The 16,076-nt window shown below is 60.9% G+C and carries 14 protein-coding genes and 4 pseudogenes; 5 read left to right on the top strand and 13 right to left on the bottom strand.

Annotated elements, in window-relative coordinates:
• Window positions 1-354, bottom strand: a pseudogene (locus tag H7A76_RS32790) (hypothetical protein); the annotation flags it as partial.
• A gap of 420 nt (window positions 355-774) precedes the next feature.
• Between H7A76_RS32790 and H7A76_RS14085 the strand changes: the two are divergent.
• The 3 genes from H7A76_RS14085 (at window position 775) to H7A76_RS32330 (ending at window position 2,383) form a co-directional block, all read left to right on the top strand.
• Window positions 775-1,092 (top strand): DUF1016 domain-containing protein, encoded by a 318-nt coding sequence (locus H7A76_RS14085; RefSeq protein WP_260497974.1) that lies wholly within the window; start codon window positions 775-777, stop codon window positions 1,090-1,092.
• A 206-nt stretch (window positions 1,093-1,298) separates the two neighbouring features.
• A complete protein-coding gene (locus H7A76_RS14080) occupies window positions 1,299-2,060 on the top strand; it encodes an SDR family NAD(P)-dependent oxidoreductase (RefSeq protein WP_185699042.1) in 762 nt (253 codons plus the stop codon).
• Between the two features lie 200 nt (window positions 2,061-2,260).
• Window positions 2,261-2,383 (top strand): hypothetical protein, encoded by a 123-nt coding sequence (locus H7A76_RS32330; protein ID WP_260497973.1) that lies wholly within the window; start codon window positions 2,261-2,263, stop codon window positions 2,381-2,383.
• Between the two features lie 108 nt (window positions 2,384-2,491).
• On the opposite strand, the gene H7A76_RS14075 is transcribed toward H7A76_RS32330, so the two are convergent.
• Window positions 2,492-3,160, bottom strand: coding sequence for a hypothetical protein (locus H7A76_RS14075; RefSeq protein ID WP_185699041.1), 669 nt, complete (start codon window positions 3,158-3,160; stop codon window positions 2,492-2,494).
• 57 nt (window positions 3,161-3,217) lie between these two features.
• Here H7A76_RS14075 and H7A76_RS14070 point away from each other — a divergent pair, with 57 nt between their 5' ends.
• The gene (locus tag H7A76_RS14070) at window positions 3,218-4,249 is read left to right on the top strand and encodes a hypothetical protein (protein WP_185699040.1); all 1,032 of its coding nucleotides are present in this window, start codon (window positions 3,218-3,220) and stop codon (window positions 4,247-4,249) included.
• Between the two features lie 52 nt (window positions 4,250-4,301).
• On the opposite strand, the gene H7A76_RS14065 is transcribed toward H7A76_RS14070, so the two are convergent.
• The 7 genes from H7A76_RS14065 to H7A76_RS14035 all read right to left on the bottom strand — a co-directional run bounded on the left by H7A76_RS14065 (window position 4,302) and on the right by H7A76_RS14035 (window position 13,804).
• Window positions 4,302-5,462 carry an MFS transporter gene (locus H7A76_RS14065; protein WP_409519185.1) on the bottom strand — a complete coding sequence of 387 codons (1,161 nt, stop codon included), beginning with the start codon at window positions 5,460-5,462 and terminating at the stop codon, window positions 4,302-4,304.
• Between the two features lie 53 nt (window positions 5,463-5,515).
• A complete protein-coding gene (locus tag H7A76_RS14060) occupies window positions 5,516-6,751 on the bottom strand; it encodes an ATP-grasp domain-containing protein (RefSeq protein WP_185699038.1) in 1,236 nt (411 codons plus the stop codon).
• 40 nt (window positions 6,752-6,791) lie between these two features.
• Entirely contained in the window at window positions 6,792-8,162 is a 1,371-nt protein-coding gene (locus H7A76_RS14055) for an FAD-binding oxidoreductase (RefSeq protein WP_185699037.1), read from the bottom strand.
• Window positions 8,163-8,311: 149 nt separating this feature from the next.
• Window positions 8,312-9,979, bottom strand: a complete 1,668-nt coding sequence (locus tag H7A76_RS32325; RefSeq protein WP_260497972.1) for a hypothetical protein — start codon at window positions 9,977-9,979, stop codon at window positions 8,312-8,314.
• A gap of 69 nt (window positions 9,980-10,048) precedes the next feature.
• Entirely contained in the window at window positions 10,049-11,143 is a 1,095-nt protein-coding gene (locus tag H7A76_RS14045; RefSeq protein ID WP_260497971.1) for a pyridoxal phosphate-dependent aminotransferase, read from the bottom strand.
• Window positions 11,140-12,723 (bottom strand): phenylalanine aminomutase (D-beta-phenylalanine forming), encoded by a 1,584-nt coding sequence (locus H7A76_RS14040; protein WP_185699036.1) that lies wholly within the window; start codon window positions 12,721-12,723, stop codon window positions 11,140-11,142. The genes H7A76_RS14045 and H7A76_RS14040 overlap by 4 nt, the downstream gene beginning before the upstream one ends.
• Window positions 12,724-12,727: 4 nt before the next feature.
• Window positions 12,728-13,804: a TauD/TfdA family dioxygenase gene (locus H7A76_RS14035; protein ID WP_312026256.1), complete on the bottom strand. Its 1,077-nt coding sequence runs from the start codon at window positions 13,802-13,804 to the stop codon at window positions 12,728-12,730.
• Window positions 13,805-14,055: 251 nt separating this feature from the next.
• Between H7A76_RS14035 and H7A76_RS32320 the strand changes: the two are divergent.
• Window positions 14,056-14,234: pseudogene (locus H7A76_RS32320) on the top strand (aromatic amino acid transporter AroP); the annotation flags it as partial.
• 82 nt (window positions 14,235-14,316) lie between these two features.
• On the opposite strand, the pseudogene benD reads toward H7A76_RS32320, so the two are convergent.
• The 4 genes and pseudogenes from benD to catC form a co-directional block, all read right to left on the bottom strand.
• A pseudogene (benD, locus tag H7A76_RS14030) lies at window positions 14,317-14,569 on the bottom strand (1,6-dihydroxycyclohexa-2,4-diene-1-carboxylate dehydrogenase); the annotation flags it as partial.
• A pseudogene (locus tag H7A76_RS32315) lies at window positions 14,526-14,660 on the bottom strand (AraC family transcriptional regulator); the annotation flags it as partial. The pseudogenes H7A76_RS32315 and benD, both read right to left, overlap by 44 nt.
• 135 nt (window positions 14,661-14,795) lie before the next feature.
• Window positions 14,796-15,725 (bottom strand): catechol 1,2-dioxygenase, encoded by a 930-nt coding sequence (gene catA / locus H7A76_RS14025; protein ID WP_185699035.1) that lies wholly within the window; start codon window positions 15,723-15,725, stop codon window positions 14,796-14,798.
• A gap of 51 nt (window positions 15,726-15,776) precedes the next feature.
• Window positions 15,777-16,067: a muconolactone Delta-isomerase gene (gene catC / locus H7A76_RS14020; protein ID WP_185699034.1), complete on the bottom strand. Its 291-nt coding sequence runs from the start codon at window positions 16,065-16,067 to the stop codon at window positions 15,777-15,779.
• Between the last annotated feature and the right edge of the window lie 9 nt (window positions 16,068-16,076).

Here is a 16,076-nt window from a genome sequence, read left to right as displayed (position 1 = left end):
TTTCGGGTCATCAGGATGGCCCGACTTGAGCACGCCAAATACGATGTGCAGCGTCTTGCGCATCACTGCACAGACGGCGGTTGCAAGACCGCCCCCGGCATAAATATCGAAACTATCGACATCGCCCCGTCGCCCAAGAACGCAAGCGAAAGGGCCTCGAGGCAACGGCGCAAAGCTCCCACCGCCCTCGTTCCAGCGAAACCCCGGGAGCTTGCAGCCCTTGAAAACAACCCGCAGTTGCTCCCCCTCACCCTGCAACTGCAAGGTATCCACCAGGCTGCCCAGCAACGAATCAGCACCCTCGGCGAACGGCTGCAACGACACCGCCGCCGCAGGCAGGGTCGGGTTGTCCATGATGGTTGATCAAGAGCCCAGGACCGGGATGGAAAGGCGTGGATTCCAACGCCATCGGCAGGCGCTCGGACTCGGAAAACCAATAGCCGGACATACCGCCGCCGTATTGGGAGTCGTAGGTGAGCGCCAGTTCCACCGGGGTATCGCCGAGGGTGCCGCGGTAGGTGGTAGTGGGATTGGCTTGGGCGGTGGAGGTGATGAGCCCGAGGCCGAGCAAGAGCACTGGGGCCAGGCGCAAAAGGAGGTGTTGCAGGTGACGCGGCTTTGCCGAGGCCTGGCCCGATTCTGAAATTGTCCAACAGGCTGTTGGACAATTTCCATAGGGTCACACTCTGCTGCTGATCACCAAGCTGAAAGCTCCACAAGAACGCCTAGCCTACGCCCAACGAGCCGTTGATTACGGCCCGAAGTGCACTGGGCATGCACATCGAAACTCGCTTGCTGGCGCGTGAAGGCATGGCACAAGCCAACTTTTCAACCCAACTGCCAGCCTCCAACCCGGACCTGGCCCAGCAGGTACTGAAAGCCCCTCATGTATTCGACTTGCTCGACGTCAACCGAGAGGCAAACGAGCGCGATATCGAACATGCCCTGGTACAGCATGTCACGCGGTTTCTACTGGAATTGGGAGCAGGTTTTGCCTTGGTTGGTCGACAGACTCCCAAACGAGTAGGGAAAAGAATACCCTTACGGCCTTTTACGCTGTTTCGTACAGCGAATCGGGAAACCTACGGATAGTGCCCCCTGCACCTTCCCCAATCAATCCAACCGTGCCTGGAGAAGCGACGAGTTCGTTCTTGCCCTGAACCGGTATCCCCTTCACCGCAACGGTTTACCTGGTAAGCGCCAACCTGATTTGAATGCCCATCGTGACCGCCTGAAGCCGACATGGCTCGCTTAGTGCTCCGGTGCTGGCTTTCTAGCAACCCATTAGAGAAATCCATATGCCCCCCAAGCCGACAATCGATAACGTATTACGTGTCGCCTTGGTTACAGGATCCACTTCCGGTATCGGCGCAGCCATTGCACGTGTACTGAGCCAGGCAGGCTATGCGGTGGTGATCCATTCGCGAAGCTCTGCGGATAGGGGACGCGCTATGGCTGGCGAAATGAAGCAGGCTATTTACGTGCAAGCTGATCTTGCGGTCGAGGCTGACAGGGTCAGGCTGGTTAACGAGGCGATCGCCGCATGGGGGCAGCTCGACGTACTGGTCAATAACGCCGGTATCAGCAGAGTCATTCCCCACGGCGACCTTGCTTCGGCCAACTCGACGGTGTGGCACGAACTTAACGAGGTGAATGTAGTGGCGCCGTTCCACCTCGTCGCATTGGCCGAGTCGGCATTGCGCGATGCCGCCCGTTACCGTCGAGCAGGTTGCGTCGTCAACATTAGTTCCCATGCCGGTATCCGTCCTAAAGGCGCATCGATTCCCTATGCGGTCAGCAAAGCCGCACTTAATCACATGACCCGCTTGCTCGCGTTATCGCTGGGGCCAGATGTTCGCGTAAACGCTGTGGCGCCTGGCTTGGTCGACACACCGATGACCGCAGAATGGACGGGGGCCCAAGAGCTTTGGCGAACTCGCGCCCCTATGCGCAGGGCCGCTAGCCCAGACGACATCGCAAAAGCTGTTGTGATGCTGGTCGAGTCGGACTACTTGACCGGCGAGATACTGCTCTCAGACGGCGGGTTGAATCTGACCTAGGTCGAGCGTGCTCCGGTGTAGCAGGTGAGTAGACGAGTCACTCTGTTTCACCGACTCGCCCCAAGGCCCTGAAGCAACAGGGGACGCTTCAGTGTGAGGCGTGTGGTTTTAACTTCAGCCAAACCCATGTTGCAGATGTGGAGGGGATGATTGATGTACACCACACTAAACCTCTGCACCCATTCCAGCTGGGTGAAGGGATGCTGCATATCGAGCTGAGTTCGGCGCAGATCGTCGGTTACCTGATGGTGAAATCCTTGCGCCAGCTGCCGGATGCTCCGTCGGTCGACCTGCCCTATGCCATTGCCCAGGACAGGCCATAGCGCCGCCCTGGGTGTTCTCCTGCCAAGCCGGTGGCCGGGTCCCGGCCCGGGCTACCTCGCGGCCTCAGGCAGCGCCTCTTCAGCACAACCGCAAAGCTGCAGCCGCCATCATGCTTGGCTTGCGCCCTTGGGCTTGTTCTTCGGCCGCCCCGCCCGCCCGTCATACTCCGGACGACCCGACACCACCAGCCCGAAGAAGTAGGGTTGGGCACCGGGATCTTCCAGCTGCCCCGCGGATTTGTTGTGCACTTCTAGCAGCGAGAACAGCTCGACCAGGCGGTCCTGGATCTGTTCGATCTCCGCGTCCCTGAGCGTCACCATCGAGCTGTACTTGAACGACCCGGACACATCGAAATATTCGCTTTGCTCGGGCTTGGACAATGAACGATCGATCTCGGCGCGCAGGAAGCGGTCCTTGAGCGCCTGGGCCTCGGCCGTCCTTGGCATCCTCAGCGTGGGCGCATGCCGCACGAAGGGCGCCTGCGGGGTGCTGCGCTCCTTGGCGACCAGGGCCAGGAACGCTTCGATTCGCTGATCATAGGCAAGGCCCAGCTGCTGGCAGACCAAGCGGACCTCGGCTACCGAGGCGCTGTCCACCATGTACAGATAGGTCATCAACGGCAGCAGTTCGAACTGCTCGTTGAACGCCGCGATGATCTCTTGGGTCACGATGAATTCGCGCTCGTAGCGGCTCAAGCTCAAGGCGCGGCGCAAGATTCTCGAATCGTGCTCGCGCAACCAATGATCAGTCAGGCAGGCATCCAAGGTGAGTGCCAAGCCCAGCGCTTGCATCCGTTATGATGCCCCCTGTCCGACAACTGGAAGTCCGCCCCCATGCTCAAACCCCTGGCCGTCCTGGCCCTGACCGGCGCTTCAGCTTACGCCGCTGCCACGCCCAGCGATCTCGCCGGGGTGTGGACGGGCACCCTGGGAAAATCCGCGATCACCGCCTGCTTCAACGCCGCCCCCAACAGCAACGCCAGCTACTACTATCAGCGTTTCGTCACGCCGATCCAGCTGACCCAGGCACAAGCCGGCGAGCCCTGGATCGAGGACGGCCAGACCGGGTATTGGCAGCTCGACGCGCCCCAGGACGATCGTCTGAGCGGCACCTGGAGCAAGGCTCCCGGCGGCACGCCGTTACCCTTGCGACTTACCCGCACCAGCACCGAAGGCTGTGGCAGCGATGCCTATAACGCGCCGCTGGAGGCCGCGCCGCTGCCGGTCAAGGTGCAGAGCAAAGAATTCGCTGGACACCGCTATCAGCTCAGGACCCAGGGCGCCCAGGTCAGCCTCAGGCTGGAGGGCGATGCCCCGGCGCTGAAGAACATCAACCGGCAGCTGGAACGCCTGGCCATCAGCCCCGACAGCCAGGAGGAGTTCTTCAGCGAGCGCCGCGAGTACCTGGGGCGTAACGGCTCCGGCTACACCAGCGAAATCAGCGTCGAGCCCCAGTACTGGTCGTCGCAGTGGATCACCGTCAGGTTCTATCGCTGGACCGCCGGCACCGGTCGCAACGGCATCAGTTGGGGCCTGCACAGCTGGAATCTGAAGACGGGCGAGCCCGTCGATCCCTGGACCTGGGTGGGCGGACGCCAGCAGTGGCACGACGCCTACTCCGGCCAGGTGAAGCTGGCGCCCGGCTTCGCCACCTGGCTGGAGAAACAGACCACCGTGGACGAAGGCTGCCCGGCCGTCAGCAGCTACTCGACCTACGACTTGAGCTTCGACACCCAGGGCTTGCAGCTCTCGACGCCCGCCTACGGTGACGGTTGCGACAATGAGCTGAGCTTCACCTGGGACCAGTTGGCGCCGGTGCTGACGGCCCAGGGCAAGGCGGCACTGCCGAGTTTGCGCTTGCCTTGATGAAGCTCAACTCCCGGGCCGAGCAAGCGCCCAGGGCCTGCGCCCGCCCATACTAAGGGCGAGGAACGCCCTCTGCCGTACCGCGGTCGGCAAGCGCAGGGGGGCCCTGTTCGATCTCGATACCGATCAGCGGGCGCTTTGCAGCGATGCAGACCCAGGCCACTACTGCCGCAATCGCGCAGGCGGCAAAGCCCAACAGAAACGACAGGAAGCTGAGTTCCCGGGCCACGGCCAGCAACCCGAGCACCGCGGCGATGGCCTCGGCAGCCCCCCAGACACAGGTTTGCACCGCCATGGCCACAGAACTACGGCCTTGCCAGATCTTGACCGCCTGGGCCTGGTACAGCGGACCACAAATCATTTCACCGATGACGATGAAGACCACCACCACAAACAGGATTGCCTGAGTTTGCGACGAGGCCATCAGCAGCAGGCAGCCGATACCTATCAGCAGGTTGGCCACCACTACCCGCCACAAGCGCGAGATGCGCTGGGCCAATGCGGTGACATAAACCTGGCCCAGAATGATCACCGCGCTGGCGATCAGAAACAGCACACCCACCAGTTCGCTGGAGAAACGCTCGGTGGCATAGGTGGGAAACACATAGTAGAACTGCGCATAGCCGATCATGGTCAGGAAGTTGATCGCCATAAAGGCCACGATCCTGGGCGAGGCCCCCATCCGCACGGCCTTTGCCAGCCCGCCCCCGGTGCCGTAGCCAGCGGTTCGCTGAGTGCGTGAGACCAGCGTCGTCGACAGCGTCGCCAACACCCCCAGCAGCAGCGGCAGAGCCGCGAACCAGAAGCCGGCACCGGCCAGTATCAGCGAAGCGACAAAAGGCGCGATTCCAGCCCCGGCGTTGGCCGCAACGTTCTCGTAGGAGAGCACGCGTTCGTGCTCTCCTTCGCGAAAATGCTGAACTATGTAGGATATCTGCGAGATGGTAGCGACCGAGTTGGCCACGCCAAACACCACCACCAGCACCAGCCAGACAATGATGTTGGTGATGCCAAAGGCAGCCGCCAGCAGCATCAGCAGCGCACAGACCGCCACGCAGAGCAAGGCCAGTGCGATCTCCAGCCTGCGCTCGAGCTTGTCCAGCACGCTCTGGAAGGCCAGGGCGCCGACACGGTTGGCCACGATCGCGCAGCCGACCACTATGCCCGCCGCGCTGGTGCCGAGCCCGACCACGGTGTTGAGCCACACGGCCATAAACGGATAGAAACAGCTCCAGGCCGCCGCCGCCAGGAACCGAACTATGTAGATCATTGGAAAACCGGACGCTGGGGACCACGGTCGGTATGAATCAGCACCTTGTCGATGTCCTTCCCGACCACCTCCGCGTATCCCGTGAGCATGCCGACCCAGGCATAGTCGGAAGTGCCAATGGGCTGGATGAGGTTGCCCACGGTAGCGATCGGGGTATGGATGGAAGTGATCTGCGCCACTTCCCAGTCATGAACGATCGCCTCGTGATCCAGGCAGTACCAGTAACTCAGGGTTTGGCGGCAATCGGCGCTAGATTTGTAGACAGGGCGATTCTTGAGCAGCCCCAGTGGCAGCAGCGCCACCTGCTGCAACACGATTGCCGGGGACAGGCCGTAGGCCAGGGCAATCTGCTCGACGATGCTGGCACCGCCCAGACGGCCCATGTTGGCATCGATAAGGTAGGCCGTGGAGGGCGTGGCGATGAACTCGCAATGGAAGAAACCATTGTCGAACGCAGAACGCATTACCAGGTCTCGCACCGCCGTTTCGATCTTCGCCCGCACATCAGCGGCAATCAGCTGGTTGGCCGGAAAACGGTTGGCCACCTCGGTAAAACCCACGCGGTCGCGCCGGGACAGCCCGAGAAACACCAATTGCCCGTCCTGAACGAAGCCTTCCATGCTGACCAGGTCGCCCTCGCAGTGTGCCTGGACTATCCACAACAGGTCCTGAGGGTCATCGATCGCACTATCGAGAATGGCCGACCTGATCTGCGTGACCGGGTCGGCATCCGCCGCGATGGACAGCAGCGCGGTGGCCACCGCTCCCGAACCGATGGCCGGCTTGAGCACCACATCGTTCTGTTGCCCCGGCTTCAGCCAGGGGATCGAGAAATCGCCATTGGCCAGGCATACATGGCATTCGGCTGGAACGTGTTCCGGGATCAGGTTACCGACGAAGTCCTTGGAAGACAGTTGTGCAAAGACTGCGGGCGGCGCGTTGAAGCCAAAATCCCGGGCAACGGCAGCGACCATCGGAAACAGTTCATCGAAGAAGGTGGTGATGCTGTGAATCGAGCCTACTAGATCCTCGCGGGACTTGAGGAAATCGGCCAGGGCCCGGGCTTCGGCAAAGGCCGGAATGCAGGTGACGCCCTCCGTTACTGCCCTGGCGGCACCGTGCAGGCTTGAGCTATCGACGCTCAGTATCGGCTCGAAGCCTGCCGAGCGGATGGCCTCGCACACGTACTTGATGGATACCTTGTTGATGCCGACTATCAGAATATGCCGCATGACTGCTACCCCAATCCTTGAAGTTTATGGTTCGAACGGTTCAGGCACTGTGCTGGTACATCTTGCCCGGGTTCAAGATGTTCTGCGGGTCAAGCGCCGACTTGATGGCCTGCATTAATGGCAGGGCCGCCTGGTGTTGCGCCGACATCCACTTAATCTTGCCCTGCCCGACCCCGTGCTCGCCGCTGACCGTGCCGCCGAATAACAGAGCCCGCTCGGACAGGCGTGCCAGGAACTGCTGAATCTCCGGGCTTTCGTCGCGCCCTTCCTGAAGCATGATCAGCAGATGGAAGTTGCCATCGCCGACATGACCGATAAGCGGCGCATCGAGCCCCGAGGCGGCGATGTCCGCCGCCGTGGCCGAGATGCAGGCACTCAGGCACGACAGCGGTACGCAAACATCTGTGGCCAGCCCCTTGCGCCCCTTGTAGAAGGCATGAAAGGCCCACCAGGCATCGTGCCGGGCCTTCCACAGAACACTGCGCTCTTCCTGCCGCTCGGAAAACCTGACCTGCCCGCCATGCTCACGCGCATTCTCGGTGAACAGCTCGACGTTGATCGCCACCGTCGCCCGGTCGCCGTGGAACTCCAGAAACAGGTGGGGAGTTTCCTCAAGTCTCAGGTCACGGGAATAGGCACTGCATGCACGCACCGCCGTAGTATCCAGCAGCTCGATCCGGGCGATGGAAATTCCCTGACCCAGGGCCTCGGCCACGGTTTGCACGGCACTGTCCACTGAATCAAAGGCACACACGCCGGAGACGATGCTTTCCGGCTGCGGGTGCAGCCGGACCTCCAGCTCGCTGAAGATGCCGAGAGTGCCCTCCGAGCCCACAGCCATCGCCAGCAGGTCCAGGCCCATTGCCGACTTGGGAGCCCTGGAACCGATACCGGCCACGGTGGCGTCGGCCATCACCAGGCGCGCCGCCTTGACGTTCGAGGCCATAGTGCCGTAACGCACCGAGTTGGTACCCGAGGCTCGAGTGGCGGCCATTCCGCCCATAGATGCATTGGCTCCCGGGTCGACGGAAAAGAACAGCCCGGTCTCACGCAGGTAGCTGTTGAGTTGCTCACGGGTGACGCCCGGCTGCACCGTGGCAGTCATATCGGTGGGGTTGACCGCCAGTATCTGGTTCATCTCCGAGCAGTCGATACACACTCCGCCACAGGGTGCGTTGATCTGCCCCTCCAGCGACGAACGTGCCCCAGCCGGAATCACCGGCACGCCGTGCTCGTGGCAGATACCAACCACCCGGACGATCTCTTCCTCGCTGCGCACGGTCACCACCGCCTCGGGCGGGCTCAGCCTGATGCCCGGAGGTGCCTGGCAGAACTGTTGGAGGATCGCAGGCTCCAGGCGCAAGCGTTCGCCGAAGACATGGTGAAGTTGTTCAAGCACTGAAGTATTCATGAGTGACATCCATGTTCTGACTAATGACTGACAGGTAGCGGGTTACAGGCCGGACGGCGGTTTCCCGGGTCGTTGCGACTCTTCCCATAAGCGCCCGACGCTTGCCATCGGCGAAGACACCGAGGCAGCACAGACTGCCTCGACGCGGTTCACTCGCCGGCTTTCTTCGGTGTGCGGGCAGCGCGCCCGTCGTATTCGGGGCGCCCGGAAACCACCAGACCGAAGAAGTACGGATGGGCTCCGGCGTCCTCCAGCTGGCTGCCGGACTTGTTGTGCACTTCTATAACCGAGAACAGGTCCACCAGGCGGTCCTGGATCTGTTCGATCTCCGCATCCTTGAGCGTAACCATCGAACTGTACTTGAATGAGCCAGCCACATCGAAGTATTCGCTCTTCTCGGGCTTGGGCAATGAACGCTCGATTTCATAGCGAAGGAACTGATCTTTGAGCTTCAGGGCTTGCTCGCTCCTGGGCATGCGCAAGGTGGGCGCATGGCGTACGAATGGGGCCTCGGGGCCACTGCGTTCCTTGGCAATCAGGTTGAGAAAAGCTTCGGTGTGCTGGTCGTAGTCCAGACCAATCTGCTGGCACACCAGTCGGATTTCGGCAACCGAGGCACTGTCCACCATATAGAGGTAGGTCATCAGGGGCAGCAGTTCGAAGTTGTCCCTGAATGCCTCGATGATGTCCTCGGTGATGATGAACTCGCGCTCGTAGCGACTCAGGCTCAGGGCCCGACGCAGGATCTTCGAGTCGTATTCGCGCACCTCCAGGCGGGACGCCAAGTCCTTAACCTCGATGCCCTTGCCGAACAGCATCTCGTGCAAGTGGCCAGGCACCAGGTCGCGAAAGTAGTGCCAGAAGTAATCGAAGCTCGCCTTGCTATCGGTTTCTATCCCCAGGTGGTCATGCAACTCCACGGCAGTATCTATGCTCAGATGCTTTCTGCCTGCCTCGACGTCACGATAGTAGTTGGCGGAAAACGGGATGCTTACCTCATCCAGGAATGTCGAAATTTTCAAATGGCCACGCTGGATGCGCAACTGGGTCAGGAAGGCCCCAAAAGCCCGCTTTCCCGGCACAGGTTCTTCGCTCTCGGCAGGCACGCTCACAGCAACTCGGGTGGTATTTTTCTTGACTTTCATACTGGCGGTTACCAAGCCTATTTCTTGCGTATTACATACGTGAACTCCCCCACAGGGGATCGACCATTTTCCACATCGCCACCAACGATATCCCTGTCCTTTACCGGTATCCGCTTCCGTACGTATCTCATGGCCTGCAGAACAAAATTCGTTCAATGCATCAGTGGCTCGCTTCAGGCTTTGCTCATCGAACTCTCCAACGAATTCATAGTGATTTTCCCCGCCCTCGTCACTCAAGGGTGAGCGAACCGGGTGCGGCAGGACGCGCCCGAGAGTCTCTTCGAGCATGCAATGCAGCAGGTGCATCGCAGAATGTATGCGCATTTGATGATATCGCAACGGCCAGAACAGGCTAGCGATGACCTTTTGCCCGGGCAGGCTGCGCTGCAGGAACTCGAACTCCTGATCATCGACGCCGAGGTAATGGCGAATCTGTTCATCCTTCTTTTTCGTGGTGAGCACCGGCAATGCCCACGGGGTGGCGCCGGCCTCCCCGCGGGCGACATTCAGCAGGCCCCGATCGCCCAGCTGTCCGCCTCCCTGTGGATAGAAAAGCGTTTCGTCGAGCAACGCAAAAGGTAAACCACCGTCGTCGCGATCAAGCAGTTGGATACGACACTCCACTTGTTTCAGATATGGCTTTTCGTGAAATAAAGGGAGCGTTTCGTCCATGCCTGCCTCGAATACCTTGGCGCTGTCGATTCAGCGAGTTGAATTGGAAACCTTGAATAACACCGGCCGCTACAGTGCCTCACCAGCGGGACAAGGCTCCTGTTCCGCCAGTTTGTTTCTGAGGACCTGGTCCAATCGAGTCATCTGTTCCTGGTTGCCGAAGGAAATCCTCAGGCAGCTCTCAAGACCGTAGTTAGCCAGGTGCGAGGTGAGGAAGCCTGCGTCGTGCAGATGACGATGCATATTCTCGCAGCGTTGGCGGTCGGCGAAATCGACGAAGACAAAGTTGACGTACTGGCTCCGGGCACTGATGCCGTGTTCGGCAAAAAGGCTGACCAGCTCCTCTCCCCAGGCCAGGCAGTGGGCAGTGGTGCGATCCAGATGCGTGGAATCTTCCAGCACGTACTCCCCGGCCAGTGCGGAAAACGCACTGACATTGTAAGGCGCGCGCCGTGCCTGCAGCAGCGGAACCAGATCGGTGCTGGTGTAGGCCCAGCCGAGGCGCAGGCCAGCAATACCATATGACTTGGAGAAACTGCGCAGGCAGATCGAGTTCTGGCGCTGCTTGACCAACTGCATGCCGGCGGAGCTTTCACGGTCGGGGGTGAACTCCGCATAGACCTCGTCGATGATCAGCGTAGTGCTCTGCGGAACCTCGGCGACCAGGGCTAGCAATGTCTGCGGCGTCATGTAGCCACCCAACGGGTTCGAGGGGTTGACCAGAACCAGCACATCCGGCTTGTTCTCCATAGCCCTTTGCAGGGCCGTGGCATAGTCCCCCTGCGGGTCGCAGAAGATCTCGTAGTAATTCACGCCCAGAAGATCCGCCCGCAGCTTGTACATTATGAAACTGTGCTCGAGCGCCACCATGCGGCTTCCCGGCTTAAGCAGGCTGCGCATGGCGATATCGATCAATTCATCAGTTCCCGAGCCCACGACCAGTTGTTCGGGCTCGACGTTCCAGCGCTCACCGATAGCCTCGCGCAAGGCCTTGTAGCTGCCGTCCGGGTACTCGCTCAGCAGTGCCGGCAGTGACTGACAGAGTTTCTGCGCCAGGCTGGAGGCTCCCAGCGGATTCTCGTTAGCATGCAAGCGAACGTGGTGCTCTGGCGTCGCGGCCTGCGCGCTGTCGGCGCGGGACATTTCCCGGTTGATCGAGTTCATTGCGCATGCCCTCCCAATACCTGGACAACCAGTTCTTCCAGGTGCCGGGTCAGGGCCTCGTCCCGGTCCAGGTAAGGCACTACCGCGCGCACCCGGGCATGCAAGGCCCGGCCCTTGGGTCCGAGTTTTTCCAGGCCGCGAATGTCGGCGGCCTGGGCCGCGCAGATCAGTTCGAAGGCCACGACATAGCGGGTGTTCTGCAGTACCTCAGCGGCACGACGCGCGGCCACCAGGCCGAAAGACACCACGTCCTGGAAGTCCCCGGTGCTGGTCAGGGTCTGGATCGACAGCGGCGTGGCCAGCGAACGGTTTTCCGCGGTCAGGGAAGCCGACATGAATTGCCCGCCCATCAGGCCGAAACGCAGGCCGCCATTCTCGGCGCAGAGGAAGGACGGCAAGCCGTTGCTGTTAGCCTTGGTCAGGAAGCGGTCGATGCGGCGGTCCGCAAGGTTGCACAGAGTGATCATGGAGATTGTCAGGTAGTCCATGGCCGCCGCGATGTACTGGCCATGGAAGTGGCCATTGTGGAACACCTGGCCGTTCTCGGGGGTGATCAGCGGGTTGTCGTTCGACGAGTTCAGCTCGTTGGCCACCACCCGCTCGACGAACTCGATGGTCTCCAGCACCGGGCCCAGCACCTGCGGCGTGCAGCGGATGGAGTAGGCGTCCTCGATCGGCATGTCTTCTTGACGCACGCGATCGGTCAGGCGCGCCCCCAATTGCGACGAAAGCTCGATATCATCGACCGCCAGTTTCGAGCCCTGCAGGTGATCCCAGATGGCTTCGGCAATTTTCTGCTGACCGACGTGAGGTTTGAGCTGGTGCACATCCGGATGGAAGGGGCGCACCCGCGCCTGCAATGACTCGAAGGAAAGGGCGCAGATCGAGGTGTACTGCTCAAGCAACTGCCTGGCTTCGACCACGTTCATCGCGGCAACGGCGACCATGCACGAAGTGCCGTTGATCAGTGCCAGGCCTTCCTTGTAGCTTAAGTGCAGCGGTGCCAGCCCCAGTTGCTCCAGAGCCTGTGCTGCCGGCAGGCGAACACCCTGCAGGTAGACGTGGCCGTCTCCGGTGAGCATCCGCGCGACTGCCGCCAATGGCCCCAGATCGCCACTGGTGCCCAACGAACCCTTGCTGGGGATCTCGGGAACCAGGCCGGCATTGTAGATGGCAATGAAGCGCTCGAAGTTCTCCAGGGAAATGGCCGAGTTGCCCCGGGCCAGGGAAACGATCCGGGCAAACATGGTGGCCCGGGCAACGCTGTCGCTGAAGCGCTCACCAACGTTGGTGGATACGCCCTGGATCAGGTTGGACTGAAGCTGGTGGGCCTTGTCGATCGGCACCAAGTGATCGACGAACCCGCCCATCCCGGTGTTCACACCATAGATCACCGAACCTTGCGCCACCATCTCTTCCAACGCCTCGCGCGAGGCCAGGACGCGCTGGCAAGTGGCCTGCGAAGCCGCAACCTTCATGCCCGGCCGGGAAAAGTGCAGCAGTTCGTCCAGGCCGACATCGACGCCAGGGCTGAGTACGAAAGTGTTATCCGCCGTAAAGCTTTTTTCCTGAATGGTCATTGATTCATCCTTGAATAGCATTTGACTGCCCATCGGCCCAATTGGCGATGAGCACATTGATTTGTCGATTGCCTGAAAAGGCGCGCCGGCCATGGGCGAACTGCAGGTTATCCAGCAGGAGAATATCGCCTTGCGCCAGATCGATATCGCGCTCCAGGCTGCGTACCAAATGGAACAGTTCCAGGATCAGGTCGTCGGGCAGGGGCTCGCCATCGCCGTAGCACATGGCCTCCAGCAGTTCGGGGCTTCGCTCGCGGGCCTCCAACAACTCGCGAACGTCCTGCTCCCGACCATCGATGCGAGCCCATTCGAGCATCGCCGCCGGGCCCCAGAAATGCGCCTGATTGCACCAGATGTCCTCGGCCTTGAGTGGGTGCTGGCGCAGCGGTGAAATACAGTCTTGCCAGAGCACCAGGTCTGCACCGTTCCATTCAAAGTCCCAGCCGCGAGAACGGCAAAGTGCCTCGACCTGGGCCGCACTGGAGGTAGCAAAGGTTTCCTGCCAGCTTTTCTTCACCCCTGGCTTGAGCTGCACCCGTGCCTCGCAGGGCAGAGTCCTGCGCAGTTTGAGGCCGCGCTCCGTCAAGTGCTCGAGTGTCGTCGGATCAACCCGTTGTAGCACCTTGCGCATATCGCCGATGACCGACTCACCGCCCTTCCCCGCAGGCGCCACACAGACGAAGGCGATGACTTCGGGTGGTCTTTTCACATAGGCCATCTCCTGATGGAGGATCACCGACCAGTCCGGTGGCGTGCGGGTCGCCTCCATGACCTTGCCGCGAATGGCTGAGCGAGGGGAGCTCCCGCCCACGTAGTCGCGAGTCTCGAAGCCCAGGGTCTCCATGGTCTGTTCGAACATGCCGGGGTCGGTGCAATGCTCGACGCCACGAATGACCAGGGCGCCATCCTGCAACAAACGGGAATGGATCTCCTGTGCGGCGTCGCGCAAATAGCGTTTCGCATCACTGGCTGCGCCAATGGCGAGGCCATGGATTCCTTGGGTGCCACTATCACTCCAAATCATCGTTCCTAGGCTCCTTGGAAGCGAATGAATCTCCTTGTGCGGTGCATTTAGTACCACCCTCCTTCCACAAATTCAACGAACAGAAATATATTTCTTCAAATAGATTAATTTAAAAGGCACCACAACAGCTTCCGCCATGCGCCCGCATAGAAACCTAACCAATTGATTTAAAAAAAATAATCAAACAGATCGATGTCCGGTCACCAAGACCAATAAACATTCGGTATCCCCGAAGTGTGATGGGCTACACCAGCACTGGGCACCGATCGATCAGCATCGAAGCGGATCGAGCCTTAGATAGCCCTTTCATGAATGAACACCACTCATCTTCAGGCCAGCTGCATCGCGGCCTGAAAAAGCGCCACATCCAACTCATTGCCCTGGGCGCAGTGGTGGCTACCGGTCTATTCCTGGACTCGGCCGGCGCGCGAAATCCGCCGGCCCATCAATGATCCTCGGCGATGCCATTTGCGGCTTCGTCGGGTTTTGGCAACTGCCTGTGCCTGGCATCCGTGGTGTTCATTCTTGGTGTATGCAATTCCCTTCTGAATTGGCCTGCTATGGAGCGTATCGACGCTGCCGTAGCGGTGCATCCGGTCGCTTTCCAGGGGCTGCTCGACTATCTGCTGGTACCAGATTTTCTCCTGAGCACTTTGCTTGGCGCTGTTGCGCAGAATGCGTCTCGGTGCCGCCGAGGGCGCTGGCATTGACCGGTACTCCACGACCGGCGGTTTCAAGGGCCAGACAGGCAGTGAGTGCATTAACCCTGCCCTTGGCTGGGCCGATGGGCACGCGATTGAGGCTGCGAGTGGCAATGGCTGCCCACGTGCGGGTTGACGTAACCGGAGACGGCATAAGGATCGGCTTGAACAAACACGCTGCTGCACTGGCTCAACAGAGGCATCTGCAGGATCGGCTCACTCTGATGGGTTCTTTTCGGGTCTGCGTTCAGGCTCACAACCCAGGCTCGTCAGGCCCGGCATAACGGCAAAGGCCACGGGCACCTGCGTCGGTGCTCCGTGGCCGGGGCAGGCGTGGTCGGCGGGGCTCAAGCCTCCAGGGCGCGAACTCGCTCGTGACGCTGCTGTTCCTCAGGCTGGGCCGAGGATTGCAGGGTGAAGTCGAAGTGGATTTCGGCGAAGCGCCCGCTGACGCCCAGCTCCCTGGCCCGGGCCTGGTCTTCGCTGAAGGTGATCTGGGCGATCAGCTCGTCGCGGGTGGCGTAGGCGAAATCGTCGTGCAGGTACTGGTCGCCATCCAGGTTGATCTGGGTGGTCAGGTGGCGATGATCGTCTGCGCTGATGAAGAAGTGGATATGCGCCGGACGCTGGCCATGGCGCCCCAGTTGGTCCAGCAGTTGCTGGGTCGGGCCATCCGGCGGGCAGCCATAGCCCGACGGTACGATGCTGCGAAAGCGATAGCGGCCCTCGGCATCGGTGACGATGCGCCGGCGCAGGTTGAATTCCGACTGGCTGCCGTCGAAGTAGGAATAGGTGCCGCCGGTGTTGGCATGCCAGACGTCGACAATGGCGCCGGCCAGCGGCTGGCCGGCGGTATCGCGGACCTGGCCCTGCATGAACAGCACGACGCCGGGATCGCTGCCATCGTCCAGCCGCGCCTCGCCCTGGCTCAGGGGCGCGCCAGCCACGTACAGCGGGCCTTCGATGGTGCGCGGGGTACCACCGGTCTTGCCGGCCTGCTCATCGGCGGCATCCATCAGCAGGTCCAGGTAATGCTCCAGGCCCAGGCCGGCCGCCAGCAGCCCGGCTTCCTGGCGGGCCCCCAGGACGTTGAGGTAGTTGACCGCCTTCCAGAACTCCTCGGGGGTCACCTGCAGGTCTTCGATGATGTTCACCGTGTCCCGCAGGATGCGGTGCATGAGGGCCTTGGCCCGTGGGTTGCCGCCTTCGGTGAACTGGCCGCTGGCTTCCTCGAGGAACTTCTGGGCGCTGGCGGTGTGGGAAATCCTGACGTTCATGATCGATCCTCATCTTGTACTTATTAGAGTGGTGAACGGGCTGGCACGGACTCAGCGGTCATCCTCATGAATGGACGAAGGATGCCTGCACATGGCATCGACTTCGATGTTCATGTACGGGTACAGCGGTAATTGCATCAGGGTGTCGTGCAATTCCTGCACGCTGTCGACATCGAACACGCTGTAGTTGGCGTACAACCCGGCGATGCGCCACAAGTGGCGCCACTTGCCCGCGGCTTGCAGGCGCTGGGCCAGGGCTTTCTCGTCGGCCTTGAGTTGCGCGGCGCGCTCGGGATTCATATCGACCGGCAGGTTCACGGTCATCTTGACGTGGAATAGCATGCAGCCCTC

This window comes from Pseudomonas sp. MSSRFD41, from assembly GCF_014230245.1.
GTDB lineage: Bacteria > Pseudomonadota > Gammaproteobacteria > Pseudomonadales > Pseudomonadaceae > Aquipseudomonas > Aquipseudomonas piscis.
This window is presented reverse-complemented; position numbering and strand designations above follow the sequence as displayed.